The following is a 25,727-nucleotide window of genomic DNA, read 5'->3' as shown; positions in this document are numbered from 1 at the left end:
TCGGGCGTAAGAGCAATATAGAAATACACACAAATTTTTATTTATCGCCGTAGAAATTGCGTTAAGTAACCGAAACTGGAATAAGAAAAAAGGCGTTTAATAACTAAAGAAACTTTTGTAACTAAATAAATCGCCAATCTGTTCCGTAACGCCAACGAATTTTTAACTACTCGTAGATGCTCATTATGAAAGAGAAAACAACCACCGCACCATCTGCTAACGCAGCCAGTGCAAAGGACGGAAATAAAAACCGCCTGCTAATGATGGCGCTGCCGATAGTCGTCGCAGTGCTCCTGCTGTTTGTTCCGGTGCCGGAAGGTCTTCCGCCGTATGCATGGCACTACTTCGCTATCTTCGTCGGTGTGATCGTCGGTTTGATCTTTGAACCGCTGCCGGGCGCAGTCATCGGTATGACCGGCGTGGTGGTTATCGCGCTGTGTAGCCAGTGGCTGCTGTTCAGCCCTGAACAACTGGCTGATCCGAAATTCAAAATGGCCTCTCAGTCCTTTAAATGGGCGGTCAGCGGTTTCGGTAACTCCACCGTATGGTTGATCTTCGGCGCCTTTATGTTCGCCGCCGGTTACGATAAGACCCAGTTTGGTCGTCGTCTGGCGCTGATCCTGGTGAAATATCTGGGTCGCCGCAGCCTGACGCTCGGCTACGCGATTACCTTCGCCGACCTGCTGCTGGCACCGTTTACGCCGTCCAACACCGCACGTAGCGGCGGGACCATTTACCCGATTATCGCTAACCTGCCACCGCTGTATGGCTCAAAACCGAACGATCCGAGCTCACGCCGCATCGGTTCCTACCTGATGTGGGTGGCAATCACCGCCGCGTGTATCACCAGTTCTATGTTCCTGTCTGCGCTTGCACCGAACCTGCTGGCGCTGGCGCTGGTGAAAAGCACCGTCGGGATTAGCATCTCCTGGGGCAACTGGTTTATCGCCTTCCTGCCGCTGGGCGTGCTGCTGATTCTGACCATGCCGCTGCTGGCTTACTGGTTCTACCCGCCTGAAGTGAAAGTGAATGATGAAGTGCCGCTGTGGGCGAGCCGCGAGCTGGAAAAACTGGGCAAACTGTCCCGTAACGAAATCCTGCTGCTGGTGTTTGTCTGCTGCGCGCTGCTGATGTGGATCTTCGCCGCTGACTTTATCGAACCTGCGCTGGCGGCTTTGCTGGTGGTGGTATTGATGCTGTGGACCGGCGTACTGAACTGGAACGATATTACCAGCAACAAACCGGCATGGAACACATTCGTCTGGTTCGCCACCCTGGTAGCACTGGCTGATGGCCTCTCTTCCACTGGCTTTATCGCCTGGCTGGGTAAAGAAGGCGGCGTGCTGATGGCCGGTATCTCTCCGGGTATGGCGACTATCGCCCTGCTGCTGGCGTTCTACCTGCTGCACTATCTGTTTGCCAGCACCACCGCACACACCACGGCGCTGCTGCCGGCCATGCTGACCATTGCCGCCACTATCCCGGGTATCAATATGGAAGTTGTGGTACTGGTGCTGTGTACCTCACTCGGCGTGATGGGCATCATCACCCCGTACGGCACCGGCCCGAGCCCGATTTACTACGGTAGCGGTTATCTGCCGACCAAAGATTACTGGCGTCTTGGCACCATCTTTGGCGCCATCTTCCTCGCCGCCCTGCTGTTGATTGGTTATCCGTGGATTTCCATGATGTTCTGATTCATAACCGTCGGGCTTTCCCGGCGGTTTTATTTTATGGAGTGAAGAGCTATGTCGAACAAACCCTTTGTATATCAGGATCCGTTCCCGCTGGCGAAAGACAATACGGAATATTATCTGCTGAGTCGTGAGCATGTTTCGATTGCCGACTTTGACGGCCAGCAAGTACTGAAAGTCGAGCCCGAGGCACTGACGCTGCTGGCGCAACAGGCCTTTCACGACGCGTCATTTTTGCTGCGTCCGTCCCACCAGAAGCAAGTCGCCGCGATTCTGAACGATCCGGAAGCCAGCGAAAACGATAAATATGTTGCCCTGCAGTTCCTGCGCAACTCGGAAATCGCCGCGAAAGGCGTACTGCCGACCTGCCAGGATACCGGCACGGCGATTATCATGGGTAAAAAAGGTCAACGCGTATGGACCGGTGGCGGTGATGAAGCCGCTCTGGCGCGCGGCGTGTATAACACCTATACCGAAGATAACCTGCGTTACTCGCAGAACGCCCCGCTGGATATGTATAAAGAAGTGAATACCGGCACCAACCTGCCTGCACAGATCGATCTGTATAGCGTGGATGGCGACGAGTATAAGTTCCTGTGCGTGGCCAAAGGCGGCGGTTCCGCGAACAAAACCTACCTGTACCAGGAAACCAAAGCGCTGATCACGCCGGCGAAACTGAAAAACTACCTGGTCGAAAAAATGCGTACCCTGGGTACAGCGGCCTGCCCTCCTTACCATATCGCATTCGTCATCGGTGGTACGTCGGCAGAATCCACCCTGAAAACCGTGAAACTGGCTTCGACGCGTTATTACGATGGCCTGCCGACCGAAGGTAATGAACACGGTCAGGCGTTCCGCGATGTGCAACTGGAGCAGGAGCTGATGCAGGAAGCGCAGAACCTGGGTCTTGGCGCGCAGTTTGGCGGTAAATACTTCGCGCATGATATCCGCGTGATCCGCCTGCCGCGTCACGGCGCATCCTGCCCAATCGGCATGGGCGTATCCTGCTCTGCCGACCGTAATATCAAAGCGAAGATTAACCGTGAAGGGATCTGGATTGAGAAGATGGAGCACAATCCGGGGCAGTATATTCCGGAAGCGCTGCGTCAGCAGGGTGAAGGCGATGTGGCGAAAATCAATCTGAATCAGCCGATGAAAGAGATTCTCGCGCAGCTTTCCGCCTTCCCGGTTTCTACGCGCGTATCGCTGAACGGCACCATCATCGTGGCGCGCGATATCGCTCACGCGAAGCTGAAAGAGCTGATTGATAACGGCGAACCGCTGCCACAGTACGTGAAAGATCACCCGATCTATTACGCAGGTCCGGCGAAAACACCGGAAGGGTATGCGTCGGGTTCACTCGGCCCAACCACCGCTGGCCGTATGGATTCCTATGTTGATCTGCTGCAATCACACGGCGCGAGCATGATCATGCTGGCAAAAGGCAACCGTAGCCAGCAAGTGACCGATGCCTGTGCTAAACACGGTGGGTTCTATCTGGGGAGTATTGGTGGTCCGGCGGCGGTTCTGGCGCAGCAGAGCATTAAGAGCCTGGAGTGTGTGGCCTATCCGGAACTGGGAATGGAAGCAATCTGGAAGATTGAAGTGGAGAATTTCCCGGCGTTTATTCTGGTGGATGATAAAGGGAATGACTTCTTCCAGCAGATCCAGAACAAACAGTGTGCTGGCTGCAGCCAGAAGTAAGGTAAGCGTAACCGGCGGAGAAATCCGCCGGTTTTTTTATGCGTACAATAAACCGCATGTCGTCAACAGCCGTCTGCGCTATACACGGCTCGTGCTGTGGCAGACCGCATCAGCACCGGTGCGTTTATTGCCAGTGACCAACGAGATCCCGCAACTTCCCTTTTTCCGCGTCAGAAAACGTGGCGAAATCCTGAAGGTCTTGCCGTCGTGCATAACCAGCCTCAGTCGAAGGCCATGTCACGCTGCCAGGGCTTAGTCATCATCAAAGTTAATATTGATACTGTCGACTTTACCGCCAACCAGTGAGAAAGCGATGTGTTTGTTGTTAAACGAATAGCTGATCCATTCGCTTCCGTCGCTGTTATCCGTTTCACCGGGGCCATAGTGACTGATAATGGCTTCTTTTGTGCTGCCAGGGCCAACCCCGCGTGCGGTATGCAGGGCAGGACTGTGCAAGGTTATCTGCCCGACGATATAGCTGTCGACGCTTTTCCCCTGATCATCCCACCACAGGTTAGCGCTGTAGATATCGAAGCCATCAAAGTTATGACGGTAGAATTTATAACTGGCGTCGCCAAAAGGAACTTCGCCGACAAAGCCGTCATAAGTCGTTTCCCCCAGAGAGGCGCTGAGCGCGTCATTCCATGCCTGGCCCAGCGCGACGGGATGCTGGTTCAGCTGTACGGTAAAGTCGCTTTCACTCAGCGGCGCTTGCGCCCACACACTAGCGGGCGCTGCCAGTAACAGCGAGACAGAAAAGAGGAAACCTTTAGTCATAACCTGCCACCGTTCAAAGTCTGTTGCTGATATACGTGATTATTTAAGCCAGTTTACAGGTTGATTCACCAGAATTTTCTTTATGTACGAGATTACCTGCGCAAAGAGTAACCGCATTTACCTTGCTGCATGTTGTACGTACCGGTTCTCTCATCGCCAGCCGGACAGCCAGAGATGTATTCATCCTGTTGAGAGGCGACCTATTTTTACCGATGTGGCACCCGGCAAACGTCATTCCCTGACGCGACGATTTGCAGCAGACATTTCGCTGGAGAAATCACGGATAGCGATGTTTTTTAAACATGAGGGTTCCGATTGGGCAAAGCCCAGGCCAATACCGTTGCCGTTTTTATCAACGGGCGCTACCCAGGAAAAGGTCTCGTTGACTGACTCACCGCGTGGCACCCACATCAGTTTTAATCCCGGGAACTGGCGTTTTGCCTCGCTTACCTCAATACACGTATTTACCACCTCAAAAGTTACAATGGCGATCTGCTGAGGGTGACCATAAGCCATGCGAATTTCTATGTCGTTAATGCCAGGTCCCCCCGCCAGCGTGAAGGAGCGGGCGGTTAAACGGTCGGCAAAATCAGGATTGATCCGCGTAACAGGTGTTTTAATGATGCCATTCAGCGAATCCGGCGCTGCTCCGATGGTGCCCTTCACCTGTTCTGCAAAGCGCCACAACGGTAGAGAATCGGGGTGCGGCGGCTGCGCGAAGCATTTGCTGGCGGCCACCGCCAGCAGTACCGCCGTGAATGTGATTGACAGGTTCATCGTATTCCCTGAAACCGACTAGGGTGCCAGCATCAATACCTTGAACTGGCTCGGCACAATGCGCATGCCGATAGCATTGGTGGAGTTTTGCAGGCTGACGCTGGTCAGGCGCGTGGCGGGCGTGCCTTTCAGCAGCACAGTAAATGCCCCGGTCAGATGGCGTGAAGGCCCCATCACCGTGCCGGAGGCCACGCCAGTGGCTACGCCGGGGTTGTCGCCATTGGTCAAAGGCGTGACGGTGGCCATATTGTGCGCCGGCATGCCCATAAACAGAATATTCAGCGCGTTGGGGATAGCCGTTGGCCCGAGCGCAATATCCGGATAGGGGATCGGCGTCGGTGCAGGCATTGGCGTCAGGCAGACGTCGGGAAAAGCGAGATCCACGCCCATTAGCTGGCAATTTGCAAACATAATCGTTCCTTACCCCATATGAATCTGTTCGGAATCCACTTTCGTGATCGCTTTGGAGGTGATCACCGTATTGTGCGCGTGCATACGCATATAGTCTTCGGCCTTCATATCCAGCTGCCCGGCGCGCACCTGCTCGGTCTGGCGCGTGGTGCGAAACAGGTTGTGACTTATCTGCGTGACGGTCTGCCAGACAGATTCTGCACGTTTGCCGACCACCCGCGACAGGGTCACCCATGCCGATACTTTCTCGCCGCTGTAAGTCATCTCGCTGATATGGCAGTCACCGGTACTGGCGCTGACGTTAAGCGCTTCGCTACTGAGACTTAATGCACCACGGCTGGAGATATGCAGATCTCCCGGCACATTCAGTTCGGCGCAGTGCGGGTTGGCGCGTTCCAGCACGGCCAACAGCCACATCTGGTTGTCCACACCGGCAATTAATACCGTATCGCCCGCCTGCGGTGCGATCACACAACTAACCGCCCGGCGACAGTGCCAACCGCGCCCTTCACTCTCGACCATCAGACTGCCATCGTCAAAACAGTGGGTGACCTGCGCAGAACATTGCCCGGCAGGCATCGCCGCTATTGCCAGTTGGTGGTTGATGTTGTTCATGCTTTATCTCCGTAGATTCTGCTCTGACGTTCGGCACTCCAGGCCTCCGCCGCCAGTAACTCTTCGTCATATTCAAGGATGCCTTTGCGATCGGCAAAACTCGCGCCGTCCTGACGGGCGCGATGAAAACGGGTACGGGAAAACGCTGCGCCCCGGTAATCCGCCTCACGCACATCCGCGCCGGAAAAATCGCTGTAGGTAAAATCACACAGGGTAAAATCCGCCTGCTGCGCATCCACCTGTTGCAGGATGCTTTGAAAAAAACGGCTCTGTTTGAAATTCGCCTGTCGCAGCACCGCGCCAACAAAAATGGCCTGGTCAAACAGACTGGACTGCGCATGCGCGCCGCTCAGATCGGCGTCCATAAACAGCGCTTGCGTAGCGTTAACATTACGTAGCTGCGCCGCTTTAAGCGATGCGCCTTTAAAGTTGCACTGCGTCAGCTGTGAGCCGGAAAAGTCCGCGCCATCCAGTTGACTATCGGTAAACTGGCAGCCGGTAAACTTATGCTGCGCGTAGTTTTTGCCTCGCTGATCGCAGTTGAAAAACACTGACCGTTCAAACTGACTACCGTTGAGATCGGTCTGCCGTAAATCAATACCGTAAAACGTGGTCATTAAGTGATGGCAGTTGTTGAGCATTGCCTCGCCAGACGGGCTTTCAAACAGGGTTGACCGCTCAAACGTCGATCCGGTGAACTGACTGTTCGCCAGCGGACTGCACATAAACTGGGTGGTGTCGAAGGTGCAGTGAGAAAAATTGCCGCCATCCAGCCCGCACTCGTTAAACACGCAGCGGACGAATGCCGATCTATTCGCGTCAATGCCCTGCATTTCACACTGGTTGAACACCGTTTCTTGCAACTGCGCCTCACAGAGTATCGCCCGGTTAAACAGACACTCGGTAAAGACGGATTCCGTCAGATTGGCTCCCGCAAGGTTAGCGCCCTGCAAGGAGACCTCCTGAAAGATCCCACCCGATAAATCACATCCCCGCAGGTCGCAGCCATCAAGATTAAGCTCTGCAATGGCTTCACCACCCTTCACTTTTTGTTGCAGCTCTGCCGCCGTTAATGCGCTCATATTACGTCCCCGTCACGTTTCGGCAGCGTTTTCACCCGCTTGCTATATGCGCCCTGAAATTGTGTCTGCTGATCGGTGATGGATTGCGAGAGATCGGCACGGAACAGGTTGGCATAGCTGAGATCGGCCCCCTCGAGACGACTTTTTTGCAGCATTGCGCCCATCAGATTGGCGTCGTTAAAACGCACACGACGGAAATCGGTACGCATAAACATGCTGCCAGTCAGGGTTGAGCCGCTGAAATCCGCCGCTTCACACTGCGCTTCGCTAAGGTCGCTGTTATCCAGCCTTGCCCTTGCGAATGTCGCCCTGTGCAGCACCGCCTGGCGCAGGTTGCTCTGCTTGAGATACGCACCGTTAAAATTGGCTCCGGCAAGCGTCCCACCGGACGCTACTGCGCAGGTGATCAACGTTGCCGCAGCGAACGATGCGGATTCCAGCTGGCTTTCGACCCATGAACATCCATCAAGATGCGCGCGGGCGAAAACCGCGCTGTGCAGTTCACATTTGATAAAACTGGTTTTGTTCATCTGCGCATGACTGAAGTCCGGTTGCGGCAATGTCAGTTCCATAAACACGCAGTTAGTAAGTTGCGCGTGCCGGAACAGGCATTGACTGAATCCCACTTCACGCAGCAGCAGATCGCTTATCCGGGCATTGCTGAAATCGCAGGCGTCAAACAGTGCGCCGGTCATCTCCGTTTCAGCAAATTGCGCGCCCTGGAATTGGGTTTCACGACATTGCGCCAGCGCGAGGCTGGCATTATCGAAGCAGCAATCGCGTAGTGATGCGCCCTGCAAATCGGTACGCGCCAGCATCGCCTGGGTGAAGTCTGCGCCATCAAGCTGGCAACCGCGAAGTGTTGCGCATTCCAGCAGAGCATTGCGGAAATTCGCCCCGCGCAGATCCATGCCGGAGAAGTCTGCACCCGTCAGATCCAGACTGCTAAAATCGCCCCCCTGCGCCATGGTGCGCTCAGCACGCTGACGGATAATTAACGCGATATCGCCGGTCAGTTTGATGGCAGGCGGCTGTTGCGCCACCGACATCAGATAGAGTTTGTGTAGCGCTTCACGGCTTTGCGCCAATTTTTTTTCACTGAGCTGGTCGCCATTTTTTGCCAGCAACTCCTGCATACGCAGCATCGATTCCGGCCCGCGTGGGCGATTATCCAGCGCAGCGGCCTCCGGGTAACGCGCCTCCATTTCAGCTTTACGCGCCTCGGCCTGCTGCTGCATCTCCTGCGCTTTGCGCTCCATCTCTTCAATAAACTCGGGAAGATCCTCGAGTTTAGGTAACGCAGGTTCCTCAAAGGCTTTTAGTAAGTCGCTGACATCACTGCCCTGCGCTTCCAGCCTGGCGCGGTGCTGCTCACGCAACTGCAATGCCCGGTTGTTCTGGTTATCACGCATCGGGCTGTGGCTTTCCTGAACATCGCTATCGATCCACGGACCAATGACGTCCTCCGGCAGCAGGTCTTTCTCGCGGAATGCAAAGAGTGCACCTTTCTCTTTATCCAGACGCTGATTGAGGACTTTGCGGTAGTGGTTCACCGAACGGGATGCGCCGGTTTTCTCCAGCGCAGGCATCAGGTGCAGCACATCCGCAGCGTCGTCTTCATTAATGCGTTGATTGCCCTGCCACATCAGTACCATCTGTTCCAGATGCGGAAAGAACCACACCGTCGTGGCGCGCAGCGCTATCTCTTCAAACAGGGTTTCATCACCGCGCTGGCGCTGGATAAAACAGCGAGCCTGCCACGGCGGCAATGTTCCTTCTTGCATGTGTTTTTGCGGGTGCATATTCCAGATCCGCCACCTGGCCTGCAGAGGTAACGTGTCCCTCTCTTCCCACCACTGGTCCGGGCTGGCGGCGTTAAACACCCGCCAGTCGATATCCGGTGCGAAACCGGGGAAATCATGCTGTAGCCAGTGCGCGTCGTAGTTTTTGCCCATGCGGCGGAAACGACGTGGCCACTGCAGGTCCAACGGACCAAAGCTCACCGGTTCCGGTTTTGCGCGGGGCGAAACAATACGGTGTTGCAGCGCTTCGATATTCGGCAACCGGCGAAATTGCGTACCGTTGTGGTTTTCCACTACCGCACCAATGCCGTGGGGGTTTTCATCAAAACCTTCGCCGCCGTAAGCGCGACTCCAGTCCAGGCGCATCTGTTCAAACGGCTGTGGCGCTGTCGGGCGTGAACCCGCCCAGTAACGGTCGCCAGTGACCGCCAGCGTCTTGCTGAGATCATCCACTTCAATGCGTACCGCGCAGGCGGTTTTATCCTGCTGATGATGCGTGTATGCGTAACCGGTGGCGAGAAACTCCGCGCGGGCTTTCGGCATCGCCATATCCAGCACACCGCCGCTGGTTTGCAGCTCGCTGGCGGCCAGTTGCCAGAGTTCCACTTCAGGCCGCAGTTGCGGCGTGGCACTCATATCGGCGAGCGCCATGACCGAAACACCCAGATAGTTTTGCCCCTGCAGACGAAACGGGCGGTTTAATACGCTCAGTCGCAGTGGTTTAATAATCTTCATGTAACATCCTTAGGAAGATTAACGATTTTATACTCTTGCAGTTTACGAAGTGTAATGCGCGTTTATATGACACAACGGCATTATCACGAGAATTGAATATCCGTGATGGCGAATCGGGGGAATTAGATAACGGTCGACACAAACCCCAGCGGGAAAATATAAACAAGGTATTTAAGCGAGTGCATGTATTCAATCATTATCGTCCGTTATTTCTCATTAAAGAGGACTTCTACAACCGCAATTCGTTTGGCATGCAACCCCTGATATTTCACCAGCACTGTTATTCCTCGTTTTAAGAGTCCAATATCGGCGCTTCTGATAATAAATGCCGCAGATTTTTGTTGCTTCAGCCTGGCTATTTCAAGGGTAAAAGTGAGAATAAAATAGTAATCGGATTGATGCATTGCGCCGGTTTGCAACCACGACTCCAGTTGCGCTTCCCGTAACGGCCCGTGCCAGTTGCTTTGTGCCATACACTCCGCGATCAATAATGCCTCCCCCTTTGGCGCAACGGTACGCATGCGGTACACAAAAAGGGAGATAACAAGGAGTGTCGCAGCCAATAACACCAGAAGCCCGGAAATATTAACCATTATGCCCTCTCATCCGTGCCCGTACGCGCAGGCACTTTATCGACTACCGGGGATCGGCGGTCTGTCGACATTGCTCGTTCGCTTAGTGATTATCGTGAGGTGATTTTTCATCATCGCCAGGCACTGTGGACGCGTTCACGGCAACAACCGCCATCTTTTTTGGGGACTGTGTATTGTATTTCACCACTATGGGCAGCCCCGCAGTAAGCGTTGCCGCCTCAGAAGCGGAAAGCACGGCAGCAGCGCGATAGCGCTTTTGCTGGCGTGCCAGCGTGGTAGTAAAGGTCAAAATATAATAGCGATCGTTGCCTTTAATAGCGGAGGTCTTTTTCCAGTGCAGTAATTGGCCTGGCACAGTTTCACTGGCGATTTTCGGCCTGGCTAACGCCAGCCAGTTTTTTTGCATCTGGTAGTCGTCGCCCTGCGCTTTCGCACTCCGCAAGAGGAAACAAAACAGCACACAGGCCAGTAACAGGCACAGGGCTGCAACGACATAGGCAACGATTTCCATAGTTTCCCATCTCAACGTACTGGTCGGTTTCATGGCTTCAGATATCGTGTTGACTCGCCGATTCGTCACGCCTATTCGTTAAACATCAGTACACATTGTTTATCATCCACGTAGATGATTTTTATGGTCATCCCTGGCTGCAACTGCGGCGCTAAACGGAAATACGGCAAAAAAGTAGATAGCGATCAGAGCAACGGCGATCACGATAAACTCCATCATAATTGGCTATCCCTGACATCATTAAAGATGTCTGCTGGCATTTTAAAACGGTAATAATTGTTATCGCTCTCAATGCCGTTTCATTAACTCAATCGTACTGGGGACGTCGAGCATATTTTTATGCGGATCGGCTGGCAGATAGCGTAATGGGATTTGTTCACCTGCTTGATATTTCTGCATGGAGAGCGCATCAATCACCGTATCCGCTTTACAGGCAATTTTTTCCCCCTCTTCGGTTTCAAAAACCAACTCCAGCGTGGCATTGATATAGCCTGAGTTGCCACCGGAACGACTAAAGGCACGTTTAATAGTCGCCAGCGTCAAATTTCCGTGTTCGCGGATCTCTTTTTTAACTTTCTCTTTTTTCGCATCGTTGCGCAGCATCACCACAATAAGGGTGATAAACCCTAAAAGAAAAAACGCGGCAAAGAAGATGCTGATACTCAGCATTACTATTTCCATTTCAGCCATTCCTGAACGGTAAAATTAAAATCTTTCGCGCATGCCGTAGCAGAGGTTCAACAATCCGCAACCGCCATGTTTGTCACCGCAATACGTTTTTTTGCTGCCTTTCTTAACCTTGATCCTGAGACCTTTTTTAAGCACATGCATTTGCCAGACCAGAAACGAAGCAATGCTTCGGATTTATACATTCTATTGCGGATCATAAATGACATCGATCACCGCTAACTTGTCCGGTGGGTTACCGGTGTATTTAAACGTCATTGGCAGGCCTTTTTTGAGTTTACTGATGTCAGTGACTTTAACAACAGCAGCGGCGTTATACGTTTTCTTCTTACCTTCAATCTCTGCTTCAAACGTAAAAATAAAATAGTAATCAACGTTATTCATCGTTGACGTTTGCTTCCAGCTAATCAACGTACCGATTGCCATCTCACCTTTTTTTTGTGGGTGTGATATGGCCGCCCAATTTTTGAGCAAGGTGAAAGTCTCTCCCTTATCCTTAATACCTCTAACACTGGTTATGAAAAAGAAAATAAAAAGAAAAAAGCCAAACAGCATCATTGAAACAGCGATTATTTTCATAGAGTTTACTTATTTGAAGCAGGAAACTGAGCGAATCCGTTAAACGCAAAAAACTGACTCAAACACAGCGCCTTACCTCGCACGAAACATAAGGTATTCAGAAGAATGGCCTATACCCCTAAAAAGCCTTTCGCACCTGAACTATCAAAAATCATCAGTGCATGTGCCATAGCAACATTGACTATAACAATTCGGAAGCACCTTTTATCTTTCATTCCCGATGACAGATTGCTATTTCCGTCAATACCATCCAGCCTTCTCGTATTACTCACTATCGTCGTTCTAAAGGCGATTTATTTTAAATTTAATTTTTTTTGGGTCTGATTTCGAATAAACCAATGGAACCATCGCACCTTTCTGGTATTCCGAAATTTGAACAACATCGATAACTGAAGTACCTTCGGTGATTATTACTCTATTTTGACGCGTGGTAAACTTCACCTGAATAACAACATTTATAAAGGCGGAATTTTCTCCACTGGCACTTCTTATGCTAACAATTTCACCTTGCGTATCGATTGCATCTTCCGGGTCAATCTTAAAACCTCCCGTGCTGGCTTTAATGATCGCATAGACAAAGAAAATCAGTGCTATCGATGATAGTAAAAATCAGGGGATAAGTCGTAAAATACGATATGTTCATTCTTGACCACTTAACGTAATTGCAATAATAGCCTGCATCCTTATTTCCGTGTTACCCACATTACATCACCACATCTGGCTTTAAAGCCATTATCCTAAAAATTGTAATAGGGGTATTATTCATTCCAACACCAGTCACATTAGTTGGTACACCGCATAACGGGTACCGGAAAGTTCAACGGCGCTGACCGCAACACGTGTGACTTTGCCGTTGATATAACGTGTTCCACTGATGCTCTGTGTCGGGATCGCCACCGTGACGGACTGACCTGGCAATTTGCTGCGATCAACGCGTGCATCGGTGCCTAATACCGTCAGCGACAGCGCGAACGACTCCGACAGCGCCTCACGCCCGGTCAGTTTCCAGAATAGTAAGCCGTCTACCGGCAATTTTACGGTTATTCTGTTCTGCATAGTATTTATTCCATTTCACCTGGTTCAGCATCAATATATTATTTCACCATGCCACACTTTATTTCGCCCGGTGAAATTTGATGCTTTGAATAATTTCCTGGTACTGTTTCTGGTGATATTCACTGAATTCCCCCGGACAGGTGCCAACATAGCTCACCATTTTTTTGCCCACAGAGGGATCCTCCAGCAGAATTAACGTTTGGCGTTGATAGATAACATGATTGTCATTTTTGAACTGGTAGAAAAGCTCGACAGCCGGATAACCATCCACTTCCAACATTTGTGACGACTCAAGGTGAAAGTCGGTTAAGGTCATTTCCAGCTCACGTGTTTTTCTGGCGGCGACCGTGTGAACTTTATCATCGGCTTGTGCACTGGCGCGAGACACGACAAACGTAAATTCACTGCCACCATTACCGCTGTGTGTTAATAAATTCATAGTTCTGTCTTTTAATATTTCGGGCTATGCAATCGTTATTTTTGAAATAAACAGTCATTGCATTATGACGCAATGGACAAATGAGAAGCATGGGGAGAGAGATATCTCCCCATGCATGACCGGGCAGGATAATGCCCGACGGGCAATGACTATTTCGGTTGCGGGTTAATCAACCAGGTGCCGGCTTTGGCGATATTGAAGGACTGGCTACGGGTTTGACCGTTGCCCTGCAATACCAGTTCGTAGTGACCCGGTTGCAGTTTCAGCGAGGCAAAGCCATTGGTTGCAGGCGTTACGGACTGGGATTCGCCGTTGAGTGTCAGTTTTTCGCCTTCGTTCATGCGCACAAAGATTTGCGCCACCGCGCCTTGCGTCACCACAGGCGTTGCACTCTGCGTGGAGGGCTGAGATTGCGCAGGCGGCGCTGAAGGTTGTGAACTGGTACTGTTTTCCGGTGCAGTCTGGTGGGATTGCGTTACGGAAGAGTCGTTCTGCGTGCTGGCGGTTTGCGCTGCGGCACTGTCATCGGACGAACCGCCGCTAAACAGCATGCCGCCCGCCACCAGCCCCACCACAACACCAGCAGCAACCAGGCCAGGCACTTTATAACGTCGCCAGTCGAGAACCGCCGGTTTCTCTTCCGTCTCTTCAACCGGCACCAGCATAGTGCCAGGCTGCTTCACGCTCAGCACATCGTCAAGACCGGCAACCGGCATCTCAATCAGGGCGGCAAACTCATCCACCGTTTGCGGGCGGTCTTCCATTTTCAACGCCAACGCGCGATCAACCGCCTGCAATAACGAGGGTGAATAACCCGGCAGATTGCGCTGGGTCAGCGGCATATAGGTGTCCTGAATGCTGCGCACCACGCTGACCGGCGGCGGAGAACCAATAATCAGCGTATGCAGCACCGCGCCGAGAGCGTAAATATCGGTCCACGGCCCCTGCTCGCTTTCATTATCGTCGGTGTACTGTTCGATAGGCGCATAACCCGGACGCAGCATGGTTTCGGTTTCATCCGAAATGGAGCCAATACTGCGGCGCGCAGAGCCAAAGTCCAGCAGCACCGGTAAGCCATTCTCCTGAATCTGGATATTGTCCAGCGAGATATCACGGTGCAGGTAGCCTTCGTCATGAATCGTTTTGATCGCCCCCAGCAGCATCGGCAGCATGCGGCGGATCCAGGCTTCATTCAACAGGGCGGGATTTTTCTCACGCAGACGTGAAAGAGTGGTGCCACTGTAGAACACCGTCCCCATGTAGGCAGTATCGTTTTGCACCCAAAAGCGCAACACATGCAGAAGATTCGGGTGATTAAAGCGCGCCAGCAAACGCGCCTCCTGAATAAAGCTGTTTAACCCGGCGGTAAACGCTTTGCTGAAGCGTTCACTGCGTAACACCAGCGTCATGTCATCGTTACGTACGGCCAGCGAAGAAGGCATAAATTCTTTAATCGCGATGGTTCGCTCAAGCTGGTGATCCCAGGCGCGATAGACGATGCCAAAACCACCGCCGCCGATCACTTCTTTAATTTCAAACTCATTGAAGCGATATCCCGGCGGCAGCGCATTCGGTACACTCCGGTTGTTATCGTGATCCGTCATATTGGAAAACTCTCTTGATAATGGCTTTACGCCGCAAACTGACAGTGAAACTCACCCTGCTCGAACGTTACACGTAAGCGCTTATATTGCTCGTCACGGGCGCTGGCGTCGAGTAATAGCTGGCTCATTAACGGCAGCAGAGTATTGGTAAGGATGGCGTCCACCATACGGCCGCCGGATTCAACTTCGGTACAGCGCTGAACAATCTGTTCCACCACGCTGTCGTCAACTTCCGACACAATGCCGTGGTTCTCTTGCAGGCGACGCTGAATACGCTTCAGTTGCAGCCGGACAATCATCGCCAGCATCTCATCGCTGAGCGGGAAGTACGGCACCACCAGCAAACGGCCAAGCAGCGCAGGCGGGAACACCTGCAGCAACGGCGGGCGCAACGCATCGCGCAGCGCATCCGGTTCCGGCATCAGGTCCGGGTCGGCGCACATCGCGGTAATCAGTTCTGTCCCCACATTGGAGGTCAGAATAATAATGGTATTGCGGAAGTCGATATGACGACCTTCACCGTCTTCCATCCAGCCTTTGTCGAAGACCTGGAAGAAAATTTCATGCACATCAGGATGCGCTTTTTCGATTTCATCCAGCAACACCACGCTGTACGGGCGGCGACGTACGGCTTCCGTTAAGACACCGCCTTCACCATAGCCCACATATCCCGGAGGCGAGCCTTTCAGCGTCGACACCGTATGTGCTTCCTGGAACTCACTCATATTGATGGTGATAACGTTTTGCTCGCCACCGTAGAGCGATTCTGCCAGCGCCAGCGCGGTTTCGGTTTTACCCACACCGGACGGGCCGCACAGCATAAACACACCAACCGGCTTGTTCGGATCGTCAAGCCGTGCACGCGAGGTACGCACCCGTTTGGCAATCAGTTCCAGACCATGACGCTGACCTATCACACGTTCGTTCAGGGTGTCGGCCAGTTTCAGCACCGCGTCAATTTCGTTTTTCACCATCCGGCCCAGCGGAATGCCGGTCCAGTCAGAGACGACAGCCGCCACCACGTTGGCATCCACCGAGGTAAACAGCAACGGCGCATCGCCCTGCAACGCGCGCAACGCACTCTGCTGTTGCGTCAACGTCTCACGTAAACCGGTCTGTTCCCCTTCCTGCGCAGTGTGCAGTTGCGCACGCAGGTCGATGATCGCATCCACCAGCGCCTGTTCCTGCTCCCAACGCCGGGTCAGCTCATCGCGCTGTTCGCTAAGTTTGCCAAGATCTGATTGCAAGCTCGCTACGCGACCACTGTCACCCGCCGCCATTTTCGCTTCACGGGTGGCGATGTCAATTTCCACCTCCAGCGCAGCCATACGGTGCAGGCAATCTTCCAGTTGCGGCGGCGGTGAACTCTGGCTCACCGCGACACGGGCGCAGGCGGTATCCAGTAGCGCTATGGCTTTGTCCGGCAACTGACGCGCCGGAATATAACGGTGTGACAATTTCACCGCTGCGACCACGGCCTCATCCAGCAGCAACACGCGGTGGTGTTTCTCCAGCGCCGACACGGTGCTGCGCAGCATCAGCACGGCTTTCTCTTCATCCGGTTCGGCGACCTGTACCGTCTGGAAACGGCGAGTCAGCGCCGGATCTTTCTCAATGTATTTTTTGTATTCCGCCCAGGTGGTCGCGCCAATGGTACGCAACTGACCACGCGCCAGCGCTGGTTTCAGCAGGTTTGCGGCATCGCCCGTCCCTTGTTGGCCACCTGCGCCAATCAGCGTATGGATCTCATCGATAAACAGAATAATCGGCGTCGGGCTGGACTGAACTTCGTTGATCAGCGATTGCAGACGGGCTTCGAATTCGCCTTTCATGCCAGCACCCGCCTGCAACATGCCGATATCCAGCAGCCATAGCTGCACTCGGGTCAGCGGTTCCGGCACATCCCCTGCGGCAATGCGCAACGCAAGGCCTTCCACCACGGCGGTTTTACCCACCCCAGCTTCACCGGTCAGCAGCGGGTTGTTCTGGCGGCGACGCATCAGAATATCCACCATCTGGCGGATCTCTTCATCACGCCCGACCACCGGGTCAATTTTGCCGTCACGCGCGCGAGCCGTCAGATCCTGACCATACTGCGCCAGCGTACCTTGCTGCTGCGGTACTGCCGCGCTGTTGTCATCCAGCGCCGCAACCGACTGCTGCGTCTCTTTACTGTCAGCAAAGATGCTGTCGAAATTATCCAGTAACGCGTCTGCGCTGATGCGTTCAAACTGCGGAGAGATGCCTTTCAGCACCGTCGCCAGGCTCCAGGTTTTCAGGATCCCGGCCAGCAGATGCCCGCCGCGAATACGGTTAACACCGAACTTCAGCGAACCGTAAACCCAGGCACGCTCCACGGCAGTATCAATATGTTCAGACAAATCAGAGACTGAACTGGCGCCGCGCGGCAATTTGTCCAGCGCCGCGACAATGTCACGGGTTAATGCTTGCTCATCCAGCGAGAAGTGGCGGATAACCTGTTGCAGATCGCCGCCGGATTGCTGCATCAATTGATGCAACCAGTGAACCAGTTCTACATAAGGGTTGCCACGCAGTTTGCAAAACGCGGTGGCGCTTTCCAGCGAGGTAAATAACAGCGTATCGAGTTTGCCGAACAAAACGGCGCGGCTGATTTCTGACATGAGTTCATCCGTTAGTTGTACGTCAGATTAAAAACAGGAAGGGTTACCCCTCCGGGCTGAAAACCAAATCTCCACGCGCTTCTGGCTGCGGTTGCGCTCCCAGCCAGGCGCTGTACCCCAGGCGACCTGCACCGCCCAGCGCTGCGCCAGCGACATCTTCGCTGCGCAAAATCACTTTCACCGCCCACTGATACTCAATGCCCAGATACTGGCGCACCCAGTCGCGCAACGCGGTGACATACTGTTCACCCGGCAAAAACCGACGATAGGTATCGACGGGTAAGGGACCAATTTCGATGCGAAATTTATGGCACACATCGCGTACCGCTTCCCCCAGAAATGCAGACTGCCCCAGACGTGGCGCATGTCGACCGCCCTGTAACCGCGCACGCTCGCGTTCACTGAGCGGCATCCATTGAGGGACGTTTTCAATAATTTTCACCGGCACATTAAAATAGCTGCGCAGGATCTTCTCCAGCCCTTCCGGATCGCGTCCATTACGGGTCAGATGCCCGGCCAGCGCAAAACGGGCGTGGGCGCTGAGGCTGCCTTTTTCCAGTTGTCCGGGTTGCCCCATCCCCACCAGCGAAGCGATATACTGCTCAAACCGTTTATTGTCCTGCCTGTCGAGTGACACCGTGGGCTGCGCATCAGCCCAGGCGCGGTAAAACAGCAGCGCCAGACGGTGATGAAACACATCGGCAAAGGCGCTCAGACTGGTATCCTGGTGATGATCGATACGCTCGCTGGCATATTCCGTCAGATGGACAGGCAATGGGCCATTGGGGCCGAACAAACCGAAGCTTAAGATCGAGATGTCGTACAGCGGCGAATCTTTGCGTTTGCTGACGCCCGCCAGCGTTGACGGCGCGAAGCCCAGCGACGGCTTCTGTCCAATGCGCAGCGATTCAAATCGCGGTAGCGGCGCACGCCCCAGCGGATAGCGCTCCCCTCCCCGCGCATCCACGCGGCGCAGCAAGGTAAAGAGATCGTAACGCCACGGTGTTGCCATCACGTTTTGCCAGAAGGACTCCGGCAGCGCATTTGCGCGAGTGATGACCGGCGGACCGGCAAGCGTATCGGTCATATCAGCGCCCTCTTGCCCATCCGCGGCGGCCAGTAGCCAATTTCACCACGCTGCTGACTTTTCAGCGTAAACTCGGTGAAGCTGTTCATTCCTACCAGCCGGGCGAATACGCGCTCCAGCACGCTGCCAAACAGATAGGGGCTGAAACCGGAAAATGCCTGCTCATCGACGGTCAGCGTGATGCCAGTACCGCGGGCAAAAACAATCGGCCCCGGCTCCGGGACCCGGCGATGTACCGGTTCCAGCACGCAGTGGCGCACGCCTTCAATCTGTCGCGCGACAGGCGCTTCCGCCAGTCGGGTATACAGTCCTAACAGCTGTCGCAGCGCGGCCGCCCCTTCACCATCATCACCGTCCATCAGGCTGAGGTAGTTCATCTGCAACTGGCTGATCAACCGCCAGGTACTCAACCCTTCCGCCAGCGCCGGTCGCGGTGGCGTCGGGCCTTTGCGTAACTGTAAGGATTTCACTGGCAAGGAATCCGGCATCACGAAATTACCGATTTCCTGTTGCAGCATCAGCGGCAGATCGCGACTGGTACAGAGCACTTCCGCGGTGATGTAACGTAAATCCTCACGCCATGGCGCGTGTTGCTCATCAACGAGTGAGGCAAATACCTCGGAGCCGATATAACCGGTGCGCGTACCGTAGCGCTGAGCATGCTCAGAAAGCGCGCGCTGTTCGCGGCGCAGCGAGAAATAAGCGCCATAATTGCCATTATCCTGGCTCCAGCTACTCCAGAACGGACGGAAAGTTTGCTCGTCGCGTTGTCCATCCACGCTGGCGTGAATTTTGGTGACGGCGTAAATTTCGTAATCCAGTGGGCGAATGTTATCCACCACCAGATGGTATTCGTGCAGGTTGTCGCTGAGTTTCTGCCGTTCAGCAATTTTCGGAAACAGATTCACCACTGGCGTACAGTGCAGCGCGAGGTGGGTTTTATCGACCACACGCTCCAGTTGCCCATCAGCTTTATCCAGCAGAATAATGATATCGAAGGACTTCGCTTCGCCGCTTTGCGCCAGCATCGGGCGCAAACCGTGCAGGCTGATAAACAGAAAACGCGCCGGGAAGGCAAAGTATTCCTGCAACAAGCGATAGCCATCAAAATTACGCAAATCGTCCGGTAACAGAGCCTGATTGGCGCTAAATCCCTCCTGGCGCAGGGCATCATCGGCCAGAACTAGCGGCGGCGTTTTTTGCCCATTTGCCTGGCACAGCATGCCAACCTGATGGCCCATCAGGAGTTCCAGCAGTTTCAGCGCCTGCATATCCGGGCCGCTGAGGAACAGTTCAAGATGATCAAAATCCAGATGGCTCAGGTTCACCGGACCATCACAGCTCAGGCGAATGCGCAGTGCGCTCTGTGCGCCGCGCTGGCTCAATCCCACCTGCGCCAGCGGCAGATCGGCGGGAACGCCCCCGAGTTCGACCTGAGTGATCGTCAGCGGTAGCAGCGTCACGTCATGCGCGGTGGTATAGCTACAGGTGACGCCATTTTTTTTCATCACCTGGCTGTCCATCATGGTGCCGCGCGGTACCACAAATCCGTGGCTTAAATCCCCTTTGGCGCTGTCCGGTTGCAGCACGGCAATCGCCATCGATGGCGTTGGCGCAAGATAATTTGGCGCGACCATTTCCAACAGACGCTGAGAAAAGCGAGGAAACTCCGCGTCCATCTTTAGCTGCACGCGTGAGGTGAGGAACGCAAAACCTTCCATCAGACGCTCGACGTAAGGATCGGCCACATCCATGCCGTGCATGCCAAGGCGCCCGGCCACTTTCGGATAGCGCCCGGCGAACTCCTGCCCCATCTCACGCAGCCAGGCCAGTTCGCGGTTGTAGTATTCGAGTAATTTGCTTTCCATCGTTACCCCGCGTCTTTCAATTCGAAATGCCCGTTTTCAAGGTCCACATCGGTGCGGAACAGAAACTCCAGCGGATAAGGCACGCACCACAGGCGGCCTTTGATTTCAATTGACAGGACGTTGTGCAGATCCAGTGACTGGGTATCAGAAACACAGCGCACCTGTAATCCCTGCGGTAAAATGCGCGGTTCAAAATGCAAAATCGCGTCGGTGAGCTTGCGCTGGATATCCTGCCATTCGATATCAGACATGCGCTTGCCCGCCAATGGCGAAACGCCGAAATTCACCACCGAGCGGCGCACTTCATCAAAACCAGAGAGATCCTGCTGGGCTTCATTGTTGATGGTATTAAATAGCCATTGCAGATCGCGCAGAACATGACGGCGCAGTGCAGCATGGGAAACCAGATTACTATTAACCGGTTCCTGCACTTTATCCAGCGCATCGTCGGTCAGGCGATCCAGCAGCGAAGGCTGCATCTTATCGCGCGCGCCGACCGTCTCTTTGCCACGACGGGAGCGCCAGCCGCTGCGCAGCAGATCGCTGTCCTGACCCTGCGCAGAGTTACTCATGCGTCGGTTCCACATTGAAACTGATTGTCGCGAGGTCCAGTAAGGAGAACTCCGCGCTGTCGTTCAGCCATACCTTCTGCCCGAAGCCAACATACTGCGACAGATCGCCCGGCAGCGTCTGCCACTCTGTCACGCGGGAGAGTTTGAAGCGATCCTCGGCATCCTTATTCAGCGGATAGCGCACCGGGATCTGGCACACCTGCTCGCTGCCATCCTGCAAGCGCACCAGCGTATGCCGCCACACCAGATCGGTTACGCTTGCGGGCGGCTGGAACTGCATGGCGGAAATGGCGCTGAACGGTAACCAGAAATAGCGGCCATTAACAATAGCCTCACATACCGGGCCCAAACGGCAATCGCCATCCATCAGCCAGTCAAACGTAACCGTCTGCCCATCCTGAGTGGTCAACTGACCGGGATTCGCTTCGGCCGCCTCCAACGCCGCTTCACGCAGTGCACCAGCCTCTGCGGATTCCGCTTCCAGCGCTGACATCATCGATGCCAGCCATGGCCACTGGCGGTCAGGTGTCACCGGGCGAACACGCCCTGCCATCACCTCTGCACGCTGTTGTTCACCACTGATCGCCTGCTCCAGCAGAGTCACTGTCGGTTGAGCCTGCGGCTTCAGAGCGGCCCAGCTTTTTAACTGCGCCAGCGCGCGCGGCCAGTTGCCATCAAGACACAGTAACTGCGCAAACGCGGCGCGTAAGTCCGCATCGCCCGGTTGTGTGCGGATACGGCTTTCCAGCTTAGCCAGACTCTCGTGCAGTGATTCACCCGCCAGTTGTTGTAACAGAGTGTTCATGACCGCTCCTTTAGTTCAGGGTTTTGTAGGTCCCGACCGCAGGGTCGCGTAACTGTGGGTGCAACGAATCAATCAGCAGGATATTCAGGCGGGTGCCCGGTTCAAACCATGGGGTCCAGACTTTACGCACTTCTTCAAGACGCGCGCGCAGACGGGTTTCATCGCTGGCAACATCGCGGGTGATTTCCACCGCAACGGTGCCGTTTGCCTTCCAGCCATTCAGACCGTGCACATAGGGCAGAATCATCCAGCTCTGCGCCAGCGTCCCTTCGCTGGCGACCATACGCTCGTTATTAACAGTGGTGATCAGCAGGCGATCGGCGTCAACGCTCTCGCTCAAACCGCTCACCGGGAAGCCATGAACAAAGGTCATAGTGGTTTTCTTTTCCACGCCATCGCTAAGCTGTGTGACTTCGTTGCGACCATTTAGCCAGCCGCCTTTCTCGCATTTGCCATCTTCTTTTGCGGGAATAAACAGCGCCGGCGCGCTGGCGTCTCCCTGCCAGAAGGTGCGCAGATGGCAACCGTCCTGCAAGGTGAACTCCTGCCACGGTGCACGGTTCGCCTGCGGCGAAAGATCTTCCGCACGACCGGTTGGCGGTGTCAGCACCGCTGAGGTAGCTGCTGAAGAGGACGATCCAGTGGAGGTAACAACAGGCGCCCACTCTTTCGCTTTATCTGCGGTCCCTTCCGCGAGCGTCGCGCCCTGCGGATCGGTCAGTTTCCAGCGAACCTGAGTCAGGGTGCCGCACTGGTTTTCCAGCAACGAGCCAACGCGCGGCAAAAAGTTATTCAACACCGACGTTTTTTTATCACCGTTGGCGACAATACGCAGAGGCAGTTCACGGGCGCACCAGCTTTTGGGGGTGTTATCCGCGATGTTGTCGATCCAGACATCTAATTTTTGTGAAGGCGATTGCACGATGCGGTAGTTTTCTGCATGGACGCTGGCGCACACAGTGAGCAGCGCCAATCCCGGTAGCCAAAGTTTCATAAAAGTCCTTGTAAGCTGTATCAATCACGAAGAGGGAAAAACTGAGCGGCTTCAGAGAGCGAATGCAACAGCGTCGTCTCCTGAGGCGTGCCCATCCACACCGCTACGGCGCTATAGTTGTCCTGCTGGGTTTGCGCCCCGACACTGTTTTTCAGCAGGAGTTGATTCATTAACGTCAGCCATTCGTCCGGCGTATTAACCATGTGCAGGGATTGCTGCATCTGCTCTTCCGTCACGCCGTGCCAAAAGCCATCGGTGCACAGTAAAAAGGCGTCGCCATCTTCAATCGGCACCACATCGCTGTAGCTGGGTTCCCGCTCGTCCTCGCCAAGGCCAAGCGCGAAGTAAAGCAAGTTACCGTTAATCCCTTCAACCTGATGGCCCGCATCTTTCATTTGCTGCACCAGGCTGTGGTCAGTGGTGACATGATACAACCAGCCGCGGCGGAACAAGTACAAACGGCTGTCTCCTGCGTGTGCCCAGTAGGCCAGCTTGTAATCCCTGTCGATAAACAAGCTGACCAGGGTTGTGCCCATGCGATGATAATCCTGCACCGCTTTCTGCTCTTCGCGGATAGCGCGGTTAGCGTCGTTCACATACCGACGAATGTACTGGGCATTCAGGTGCGCATCACCGTCAAACTGCGCGATGATCGCGTTACGCGCCAACGCCGCCGCCACGTCACCGCCGGGCAAGCCGGCGATACCGTCGCAGACCACAAAACACGCGGCGCGCTCACCGATGGTTTCACCGGTCTGATCCTGATTACTGGCACGTTCGCCTTGTCGGGATATTGAGGCGGTGCTGATATTCATTCTTCCGATCCGCTTTGTGAGTCTTTGTATTGGTTGACCTCCATGTCGTAAGCGTGCAGGAACGCTTCACCAAACAGGGTGTGGAAGTCATCGTCAATCTCACCGGCGGTTTGCGCGTACGTCCGCACAAAGTAGTCCCACAGCGCAGCTTTCCGGTTCGATAACACTCCGAGCCGCGCCGTCGCGCCGTCACGTTTGGCATCTTCTTCAAGTTGCTCCGGGTTAAACGACTGCAGCATCGCCGCGATAATGGCGCGGATACCGGAGATCATCCCTAACTGGTGCGCCTGCAGGTCAATCAGCGCATCACGCACGGATTTTTTCGGCGGCATAAAGCCCGGCATACGCGTGCCGAACATCTGCATCAGTACCGTTTTCCCGGAAGGCAGCAGTTTGAACGGGTTGTTGGCATCATCCAGCACCATCGTCATGTCCGCTTTCACACCGCGTTTCAGGATGGAGCGTGAGGATAACAGCGCAACGGTGCCCTGCGAAAACATACTCAGCATCTGGCCGAACTGGCGCATATTTTCTTTATCGAACTGCGGGACCGGTTGCATATCACCGAGCCCCATCCCTTCGAGCAAGGCATCCAGCAATTCGCCTTTCAGCACATCGCCGCTATCACCGGTGCTGCTGGTCGATGGCGTACTTTGCGCGGTATAGCTCTGTACCGGATCAATACGCAGGCGCCCTCTCGGCGTTTGAGCAGCGCTGCGTTGCACTGCCTGTGGCGTCGGCAACGTGATCCCTGCATAGTCCTGCGGTTCGCTACTCTCTTCTGGTGCAGTAACAGGCTCATCATCAGCAAACAGTGGCGTGCCGGTGAGATCGCTGGCGCTCAGGTCGGTAATGATCGGTTGCGGGTTTGCCGGGGGTTCACTGACAACCGGCTCAGTAATAATCGCGCGCGGCGCGGGCGGCTCTGAGAATGTCGGTTTTATCGGTGCAATATCGTCCACACTGGCTAACGGCGCCGCACCGCTCAGCAGGCCTAATGGATCGTCGCTACGTGCCTGCGGAGCACTGCTGCCGCCACCGCCGAACAGCGCCAACGGATCAAGTTCATCCTGATCGGCGGCTTGCGGTTTTGAGGCGTGCTCGACGGGAGGAACCAGCGCAGACGGGGTAGCGTCGTTGAAGATGCTGTCGTTTTTAAACAACTGCTCGTCGTTGAATAACTGGTCGGAAGCCAGCGATTTCGGTGTGACCAGTGGTTCGTTGTTGTTCAGTAATGAGAGCGGATCTTCCGGATTGCGTTCCGGCTCTTTCGGTGCCGCAAACGGGTTAAGATTCTGCGGCTCTTGCGGCTTGGTACGACTGCTGGAGATGCTGTCGGAAATGGAGAACTCCTGCATCAGGCTGTCCCAAATCTCCGTCGGTACTGACGCTGGCGCATTTTCAGACGAGGCGCCACGCGCAGCAGTCGGTGCACGGGCTGGCGCAGGTTTCGCTGCCTGAACCGGCGGCGGGAACATTTCCGCTTGCATGCTGGCGGCCATACGGCTTACCGGTTGCGTATCCTGGATAAGATCGGTGACTTCAATGCGATAGTCATCAATGCCAAGAATATCGCCATCCTGAAGCTCAACCTGACGTCCGCGCTCCAGCGGAATATCATTCAGCACTACGCGGGTTACGTTACCGCGGTTGGTAATACGGCACTCGCCGTTCCCGGCAATATGAACGATCGCTTGCAGACGAGAGATTGAGCGGTCATTGTCCGGCAACACCAGGTTGTTATCAGTGCCGCGGCCAATGGTGCCGCCCGGAGGATAAAAGTCACAGCGGCTTTGCGGCGGCTGGTGACCGGGCTTACTGGTAATAATAGTGAATCGCATCGCGTATTCCTGCTGGAGTTATGTGCACTCAAACGGC

The 25,727-nt window shown here is 54.4% G+C and carries 22 protein-coding genes and 1 pseudogene; 2 read left to right on the top strand and 21 right to left on the bottom strand.

The genetic code is table 11. The features are described from left to right. Positions 1–185: 185 nt before the first annotated feature. Together ACQ3G7_RS11275 and fumA are read left to right on the top strand one after the other, a co-directional pair. The gene (locus ACQ3G7_RS11275) at positions 186–1,697 is read left to right on the top strand and encodes an anion permease (RefSeq protein ID WP_263100564.1); all 1,512 of its coding nucleotides are present in this window, start codon (positions 186–188) and stop codon (positions 1,695–1,697) included. Positions 1,698–1,748: 51 nt separating this feature from the next. Beyond that, a complete protein-coding gene (gene fumA / locus ACQ3G7_RS11270) occupies positions 1,749–3,398 on the top strand; it encodes a class I fumarate hydratase FumA (protein WP_263100563.1) in 1,650 nt (549 codons plus the stop codon). A gap of 252 nt (positions 3,399–3,650) precedes the next feature. Here fumA and ACQ3G7_RS11265 read toward each other — a convergent pair whose 3' ends face one another. The 21 genes and pseudogenes from ACQ3G7_RS11265 to tagH all read right to left on the bottom strand — a co-directional run bounded on the left by ACQ3G7_RS11265 (position 3,651) and on the right by tagH (position 25,690). Continuing rightward, positions 3,651–4,175 carry a hypothetical protein gene (locus tag ACQ3G7_RS11265; protein ID WP_430889863.1) on the bottom strand — a complete coding sequence of 175 codons (525 nt, stop codon included), beginning with the start codon at positions 4,173–4,175 and terminating at the stop codon, positions 3,651–3,653. A 231-nt stretch (positions 4,176–4,406) separates the two neighbouring features. Continuing rightward, positions 4,407–4,952 (bottom strand): hypothetical protein, encoded by a 546-nt coding sequence (locus ACQ3G7_RS11260; RefSeq protein WP_430889862.1) that lies wholly within the window; start codon positions 4,950–4,952, stop codon positions 4,407–4,409. Positions 4,953–4,970: 18 nt separating this feature from the next. Then, on the bottom strand, positions 4,971–5,363 hold the full coding sequence (locus ACQ3G7_RS11255; RefSeq protein WP_007371701.1) for a DUF4150 domain-containing protein: 393 nt from the start codon (positions 5,361–5,363) through the stop codon (positions 4,971–4,973). 9 nt (positions 5,364–5,372) lie between these two features. Then, positions 5,373–5,978, bottom strand: a complete 606-nt coding sequence (locus ACQ3G7_RS11250) for a DUF3540 domain-containing protein (protein WP_430889861.1) — start codon at positions 5,976–5,978, stop codon at positions 5,373–5,375. Further along, positions 5,975–7,060 (bottom strand): pentapeptide repeat-containing protein, encoded by a 1,086-nt coding sequence (locus ACQ3G7_RS11245; RefSeq protein ID WP_430889860.1) that lies wholly within the window; start codon positions 7,058–7,060, stop codon positions 5,975–5,977. The genes ACQ3G7_RS11250 and ACQ3G7_RS11245 overlap by 4 nt, the downstream gene beginning before the upstream one ends. Beyond that, positions 7,057–9,597, bottom strand: a complete 2,541-nt coding sequence (locus ACQ3G7_RS11240) for a DUF2169 family type VI secretion system accessory protein (RefSeq protein ID WP_430889859.1) — start codon at positions 9,595–9,597, stop codon at positions 7,057–7,059. Before ACQ3G7_RS11240 ends, ACQ3G7_RS11245 begins: the two co-directional genes overlap by 4 nt. Positions 9,598–9,803: 206 nt before the next feature. Continuing rightward, positions 9,804–10,190: a hypothetical protein gene (locus ACQ3G7_RS11235; protein WP_430889858.1), complete on the bottom strand. Its 387-nt coding sequence runs from the start codon at positions 10,188–10,190 to the stop codon at positions 9,804–9,806. A gap of 82 nt (positions 10,191–10,272) precedes the next feature. Continuing rightward, positions 10,273–10,701 (bottom strand): hypothetical protein, encoded by a 429-nt coding sequence (locus ACQ3G7_RS11230; protein ID WP_430889857.1) that lies wholly within the window; start codon positions 10,699–10,701, stop codon positions 10,273–10,275. A gap of 288 nt (positions 10,702–10,989) precedes the next feature. Continuing rightward, entirely contained in the window at positions 10,990–11,382 is a 393-nt protein-coding gene (locus ACQ3G7_RS11225) for a DUF3592 domain-containing protein (protein WP_430889856.1), read from the bottom strand. A 192-nt stretch (positions 11,383–11,574) separates the two neighbouring features. Further along, positions 11,575–11,967, bottom strand: coding sequence for a hypothetical protein (locus ACQ3G7_RS11220; protein ID WP_430889855.1), 393 nt, complete (start codon positions 11,965–11,967; stop codon positions 11,575–11,577). A 783-nt stretch (positions 11,968–12,750) separates the two neighbouring features. Beyond that, a pseudogene (locus tag ACQ3G7_RS11215) lies at positions 12,751–13,023 on the bottom strand (contractile injection system protein, VgrG/Pvc8 family); the annotation flags it as partial. Positions 13,024–13,081: 58 nt separating this feature from the next. Next, positions 13,082–13,462, bottom strand: a complete 381-nt coding sequence (locus ACQ3G7_RS11210) for a DcrB-related protein (RefSeq protein WP_263100552.1) — start codon at positions 13,460–13,462, stop codon at positions 13,082–13,084. A gap of 149 nt (positions 13,463–13,611) precedes the next feature. After that, entirely contained in the window at positions 13,612–15,066 is a 1,455-nt protein-coding gene (locus ACQ3G7_RS11205; RefSeq protein ID WP_430889854.1) for a serine/threonine protein kinase, read from the bottom strand. A 26-nt stretch (positions 15,067–15,092) separates the two neighbouring features. Continuing rightward, complete coding sequence (gene tssH, locus ACQ3G7_RS11200; RefSeq protein ID WP_430889853.1) at positions 15,093–17,708, bottom strand: type VI secretion system ATPase TssH; 2,616 nt, start codon at positions 17,706–17,708, stop codon at positions 15,093–15,095. A gap of 43 nt (positions 17,709–17,751) precedes the next feature. Continuing rightward, the gene (tssG, locus tag ACQ3G7_RS11195) at positions 17,752–18,795 is read right to left on the bottom strand and encodes a type VI secretion system baseplate subunit TssG (protein ID WP_430889852.1); all 1,044 of its coding nucleotides are present in this window, start codon (positions 18,793–18,795) and stop codon (positions 17,752–17,754) included. Further along, positions 18,792–20,663, bottom strand: a complete 1,872-nt coding sequence (tssF, locus tag ACQ3G7_RS11190) for a type VI secretion system baseplate subunit TssF (protein WP_430889851.1) — start codon at positions 20,661–20,663, stop codon at positions 18,792–18,794. Before tssF ends, tssG begins: the two co-directional genes overlap by 4 nt. A gap of 2 nt (positions 20,664–20,665) precedes the next feature. After that, on the bottom strand, positions 20,666–21,235 hold the full coding sequence (tssE, locus tag ACQ3G7_RS11185; RefSeq protein ID WP_430889850.1) for a type VI secretion system baseplate subunit TssE: 570 nt from the start codon (positions 21,233–21,235) through the stop codon (positions 20,666–20,668). Next, a complete protein-coding gene (locus ACQ3G7_RS11180; RefSeq protein WP_430889849.1) occupies positions 21,228–22,040 on the bottom strand; it encodes a type VI secretion system accessory protein TagJ in 813 nt (270 codons plus the stop codon). The genes tssE and ACQ3G7_RS11180 overlap by 8 nt, the downstream gene beginning before the upstream one ends. Before the next feature lie 10 nt (positions 22,041–22,050). After that, positions 22,051–23,034, bottom strand: coding sequence for a hypothetical protein (locus ACQ3G7_RS11175; RefSeq protein ID WP_430889848.1), 984 nt, complete (start codon positions 23,032–23,034; stop codon positions 22,051–22,053). Between the two features lie 20 nt (positions 23,035–23,054). Next, complete coding sequence (locus ACQ3G7_RS11170) at positions 23,055–23,849, bottom strand: PP2C family protein-serine/threonine phosphatase (RefSeq protein ID WP_263100544.1); 795 nt, start codon at positions 23,847–23,849, stop codon at positions 23,055–23,057. Further along, positions 23,846–25,690 (bottom strand): type VI secretion system-associated FHA domain protein TagH, encoded by a 1,845-nt coding sequence (gene tagH / locus ACQ3G7_RS11165; RefSeq protein ID WP_430889847.1) that lies wholly within the window; start codon positions 25,688–25,690, stop codon positions 23,846–23,848. The genes ACQ3G7_RS11170 and tagH overlap by 4 nt, the downstream gene beginning before the upstream one ends. Positions 25,691–25,727 lie beyond the last annotated feature (37 nt).

It is taken from the genome of Kosakonia sp. N21, assembly GCF_050587465.1.
In the GTDB taxonomy this organism is placed as follows: domain Bacteria; phylum Pseudomonadota; class Gammaproteobacteria; order Enterobacterales; family Enterobacteriaceae.
The sequence above is the reverse complement of the archived record's forward strand: the minus strand, read 5'-3'. Positions and strand labels throughout refer to the sequence as shown.

What these genes read in the sequence shown, in the direction of transcription:
- ACQ3G7_RS11230 (WP_430889857.1), bottom strand. Translation starts at nt 10,701, where the DNA reads ATGGAAATCGTTGCCTATGTCGTTGCAGCCCTGTGCCTGTTACTGGCC.
- ACQ3G7_RS11175 (WP_430889848.1), bottom strand. Translation starts at nt 23,034, where the DNA reads ATGAAACTTTGGCTACCGGGATTGGCGCTGCTCACTGTGTGCGCCAGC.
- tssF (WP_430889851.1), bottom strand. Translation starts at nt 20,663, where the DNA reads ATGGAAAGCAAATTACTCGAATACTACAACCGCGAACTGGCCTGGCTG.
- ACQ3G7_RS11235 (WP_430889858.1), bottom strand. Translation starts at nt 10,190, where the DNA reads ATGGTTAATATTTCCGGGCTTCTGGTGTTATTGGCTGCGACACTCCTT.
- ACQ3G7_RS11240 (WP_430889859.1), bottom strand. Translation starts at nt 9,597, where the DNA reads ATGAAGATTATTAAACCACTGCGACTGAGCGTATTAAACCGCCCGTTT.
- ACQ3G7_RS11275 (WP_263100564.1), top strand. Translation starts at nt 186, where the DNA reads ATGAAAGAGAAAACAACCACCGCACCATCTGCTAACGCAGCCAGTGCA.
- ACQ3G7_RS11255 (WP_007371701.1), bottom strand. Translation starts at nt 5,363, where the DNA reads ATGTTTGCAAATTGCCAGCTAATGGGCGTGGATCTCGCTTTTCCCGAC.
- tssG (WP_430889852.1), bottom strand. Translation starts at nt 18,795, where the DNA reads ATGACCGATACGCTTGCCGGTCCGCCGGTCATCACTCGCGCAAATGCG.
- tssE (WP_430889850.1), bottom strand. Translation starts at nt 21,235, where the DNA reads ATGAGTAACTCTGCGCAGGGTCAGGACAGCGATCTGCTGCGCAGCGGC.
- ACQ3G7_RS11260 (WP_430889862.1), bottom strand. Translation starts at nt 4,952, where the DNA reads ATGAACCTGTCAATCACATTCACGGCGGTACTGCTGGCGGTGGCCGCC.
- ACQ3G7_RS11210 (WP_263100552.1), bottom strand. Translation starts at nt 13,462, where the DNA reads ATGAATTTATTAACACACAGCGGTAATGGTGGCAGTGAATTTACGTTT.
- ACQ3G7_RS11170 (WP_263100544.1), bottom strand. Translation starts at nt 23,849, where the DNA reads ATGAATATCAGCACCGCCTCAATATCCCGACAAGGCGAACGTGCCAGT.
- ACQ3G7_RS11245 (WP_430889860.1), bottom strand. Translation starts at nt 7,060, where the DNA reads ATGAGCGCATTAACGGCGGCAGAGCTGCAACAAAAAGTGAAGGGTGGT.
- tssH (WP_430889853.1), bottom strand. Translation starts at nt 17,708, where the DNA reads ATGTCAGAAATCAGCCGCGCCGTTTTGTTCGGCAAACTCGATACGCTG.
- fumA (WP_263100563.1), top strand. Translation starts at nt 1,749, where the DNA reads ATGTCGAACAAACCCTTTGTATATCAGGATCCGTTCCCGCTGGCGAAA.
- ACQ3G7_RS11180 (WP_430889849.1), bottom strand. Translation starts at nt 22,040, where the DNA reads ATGAACACTCTGTTACAACAACTGGCGGGTGAATCACTGCACGAGAGT.
- ACQ3G7_RS11265 (WP_430889863.1), bottom strand. Translation starts at nt 4,175, where the DNA reads ATGACTAAAGGTTTCCTCTTTTCTGTCTCGCTGTTACTGGCAGCGCCC.
- ACQ3G7_RS11250 (WP_430889861.1), bottom strand. Translation starts at nt 5,978, where the DNA reads ATGAACAACATCAACCACCAACTGGCAATAGCGGCGATGCCTGCCGGG.
- ACQ3G7_RS11220 (WP_430889855.1), bottom strand. Translation starts at nt 11,967, where the DNA reads ATGAAAATAATCGCTGTTTCAATGATGCTGTTTGGCTTTTTTCTTTTT.
- ACQ3G7_RS11205 (WP_430889854.1), bottom strand. Translation starts at nt 15,066, where the DNA reads ATGACGGATCACGATAACAACCGGAGTGTACCGAATGCGCTGCCGCCG.
- tagH (WP_430889847.1), bottom strand. Translation starts at nt 25,690, where the DNA reads ATGCGATTCACTATTATTACCAGTAAGCCCGGTCACCAGCCGCCGCAA.
- ACQ3G7_RS11225 (WP_430889856.1), bottom strand. Translation starts at nt 11,382, where the DNA reads ATGGAAATAGTAATGCTGAGTATCAGCATCTTCTTTGCCGCGTTTTTT.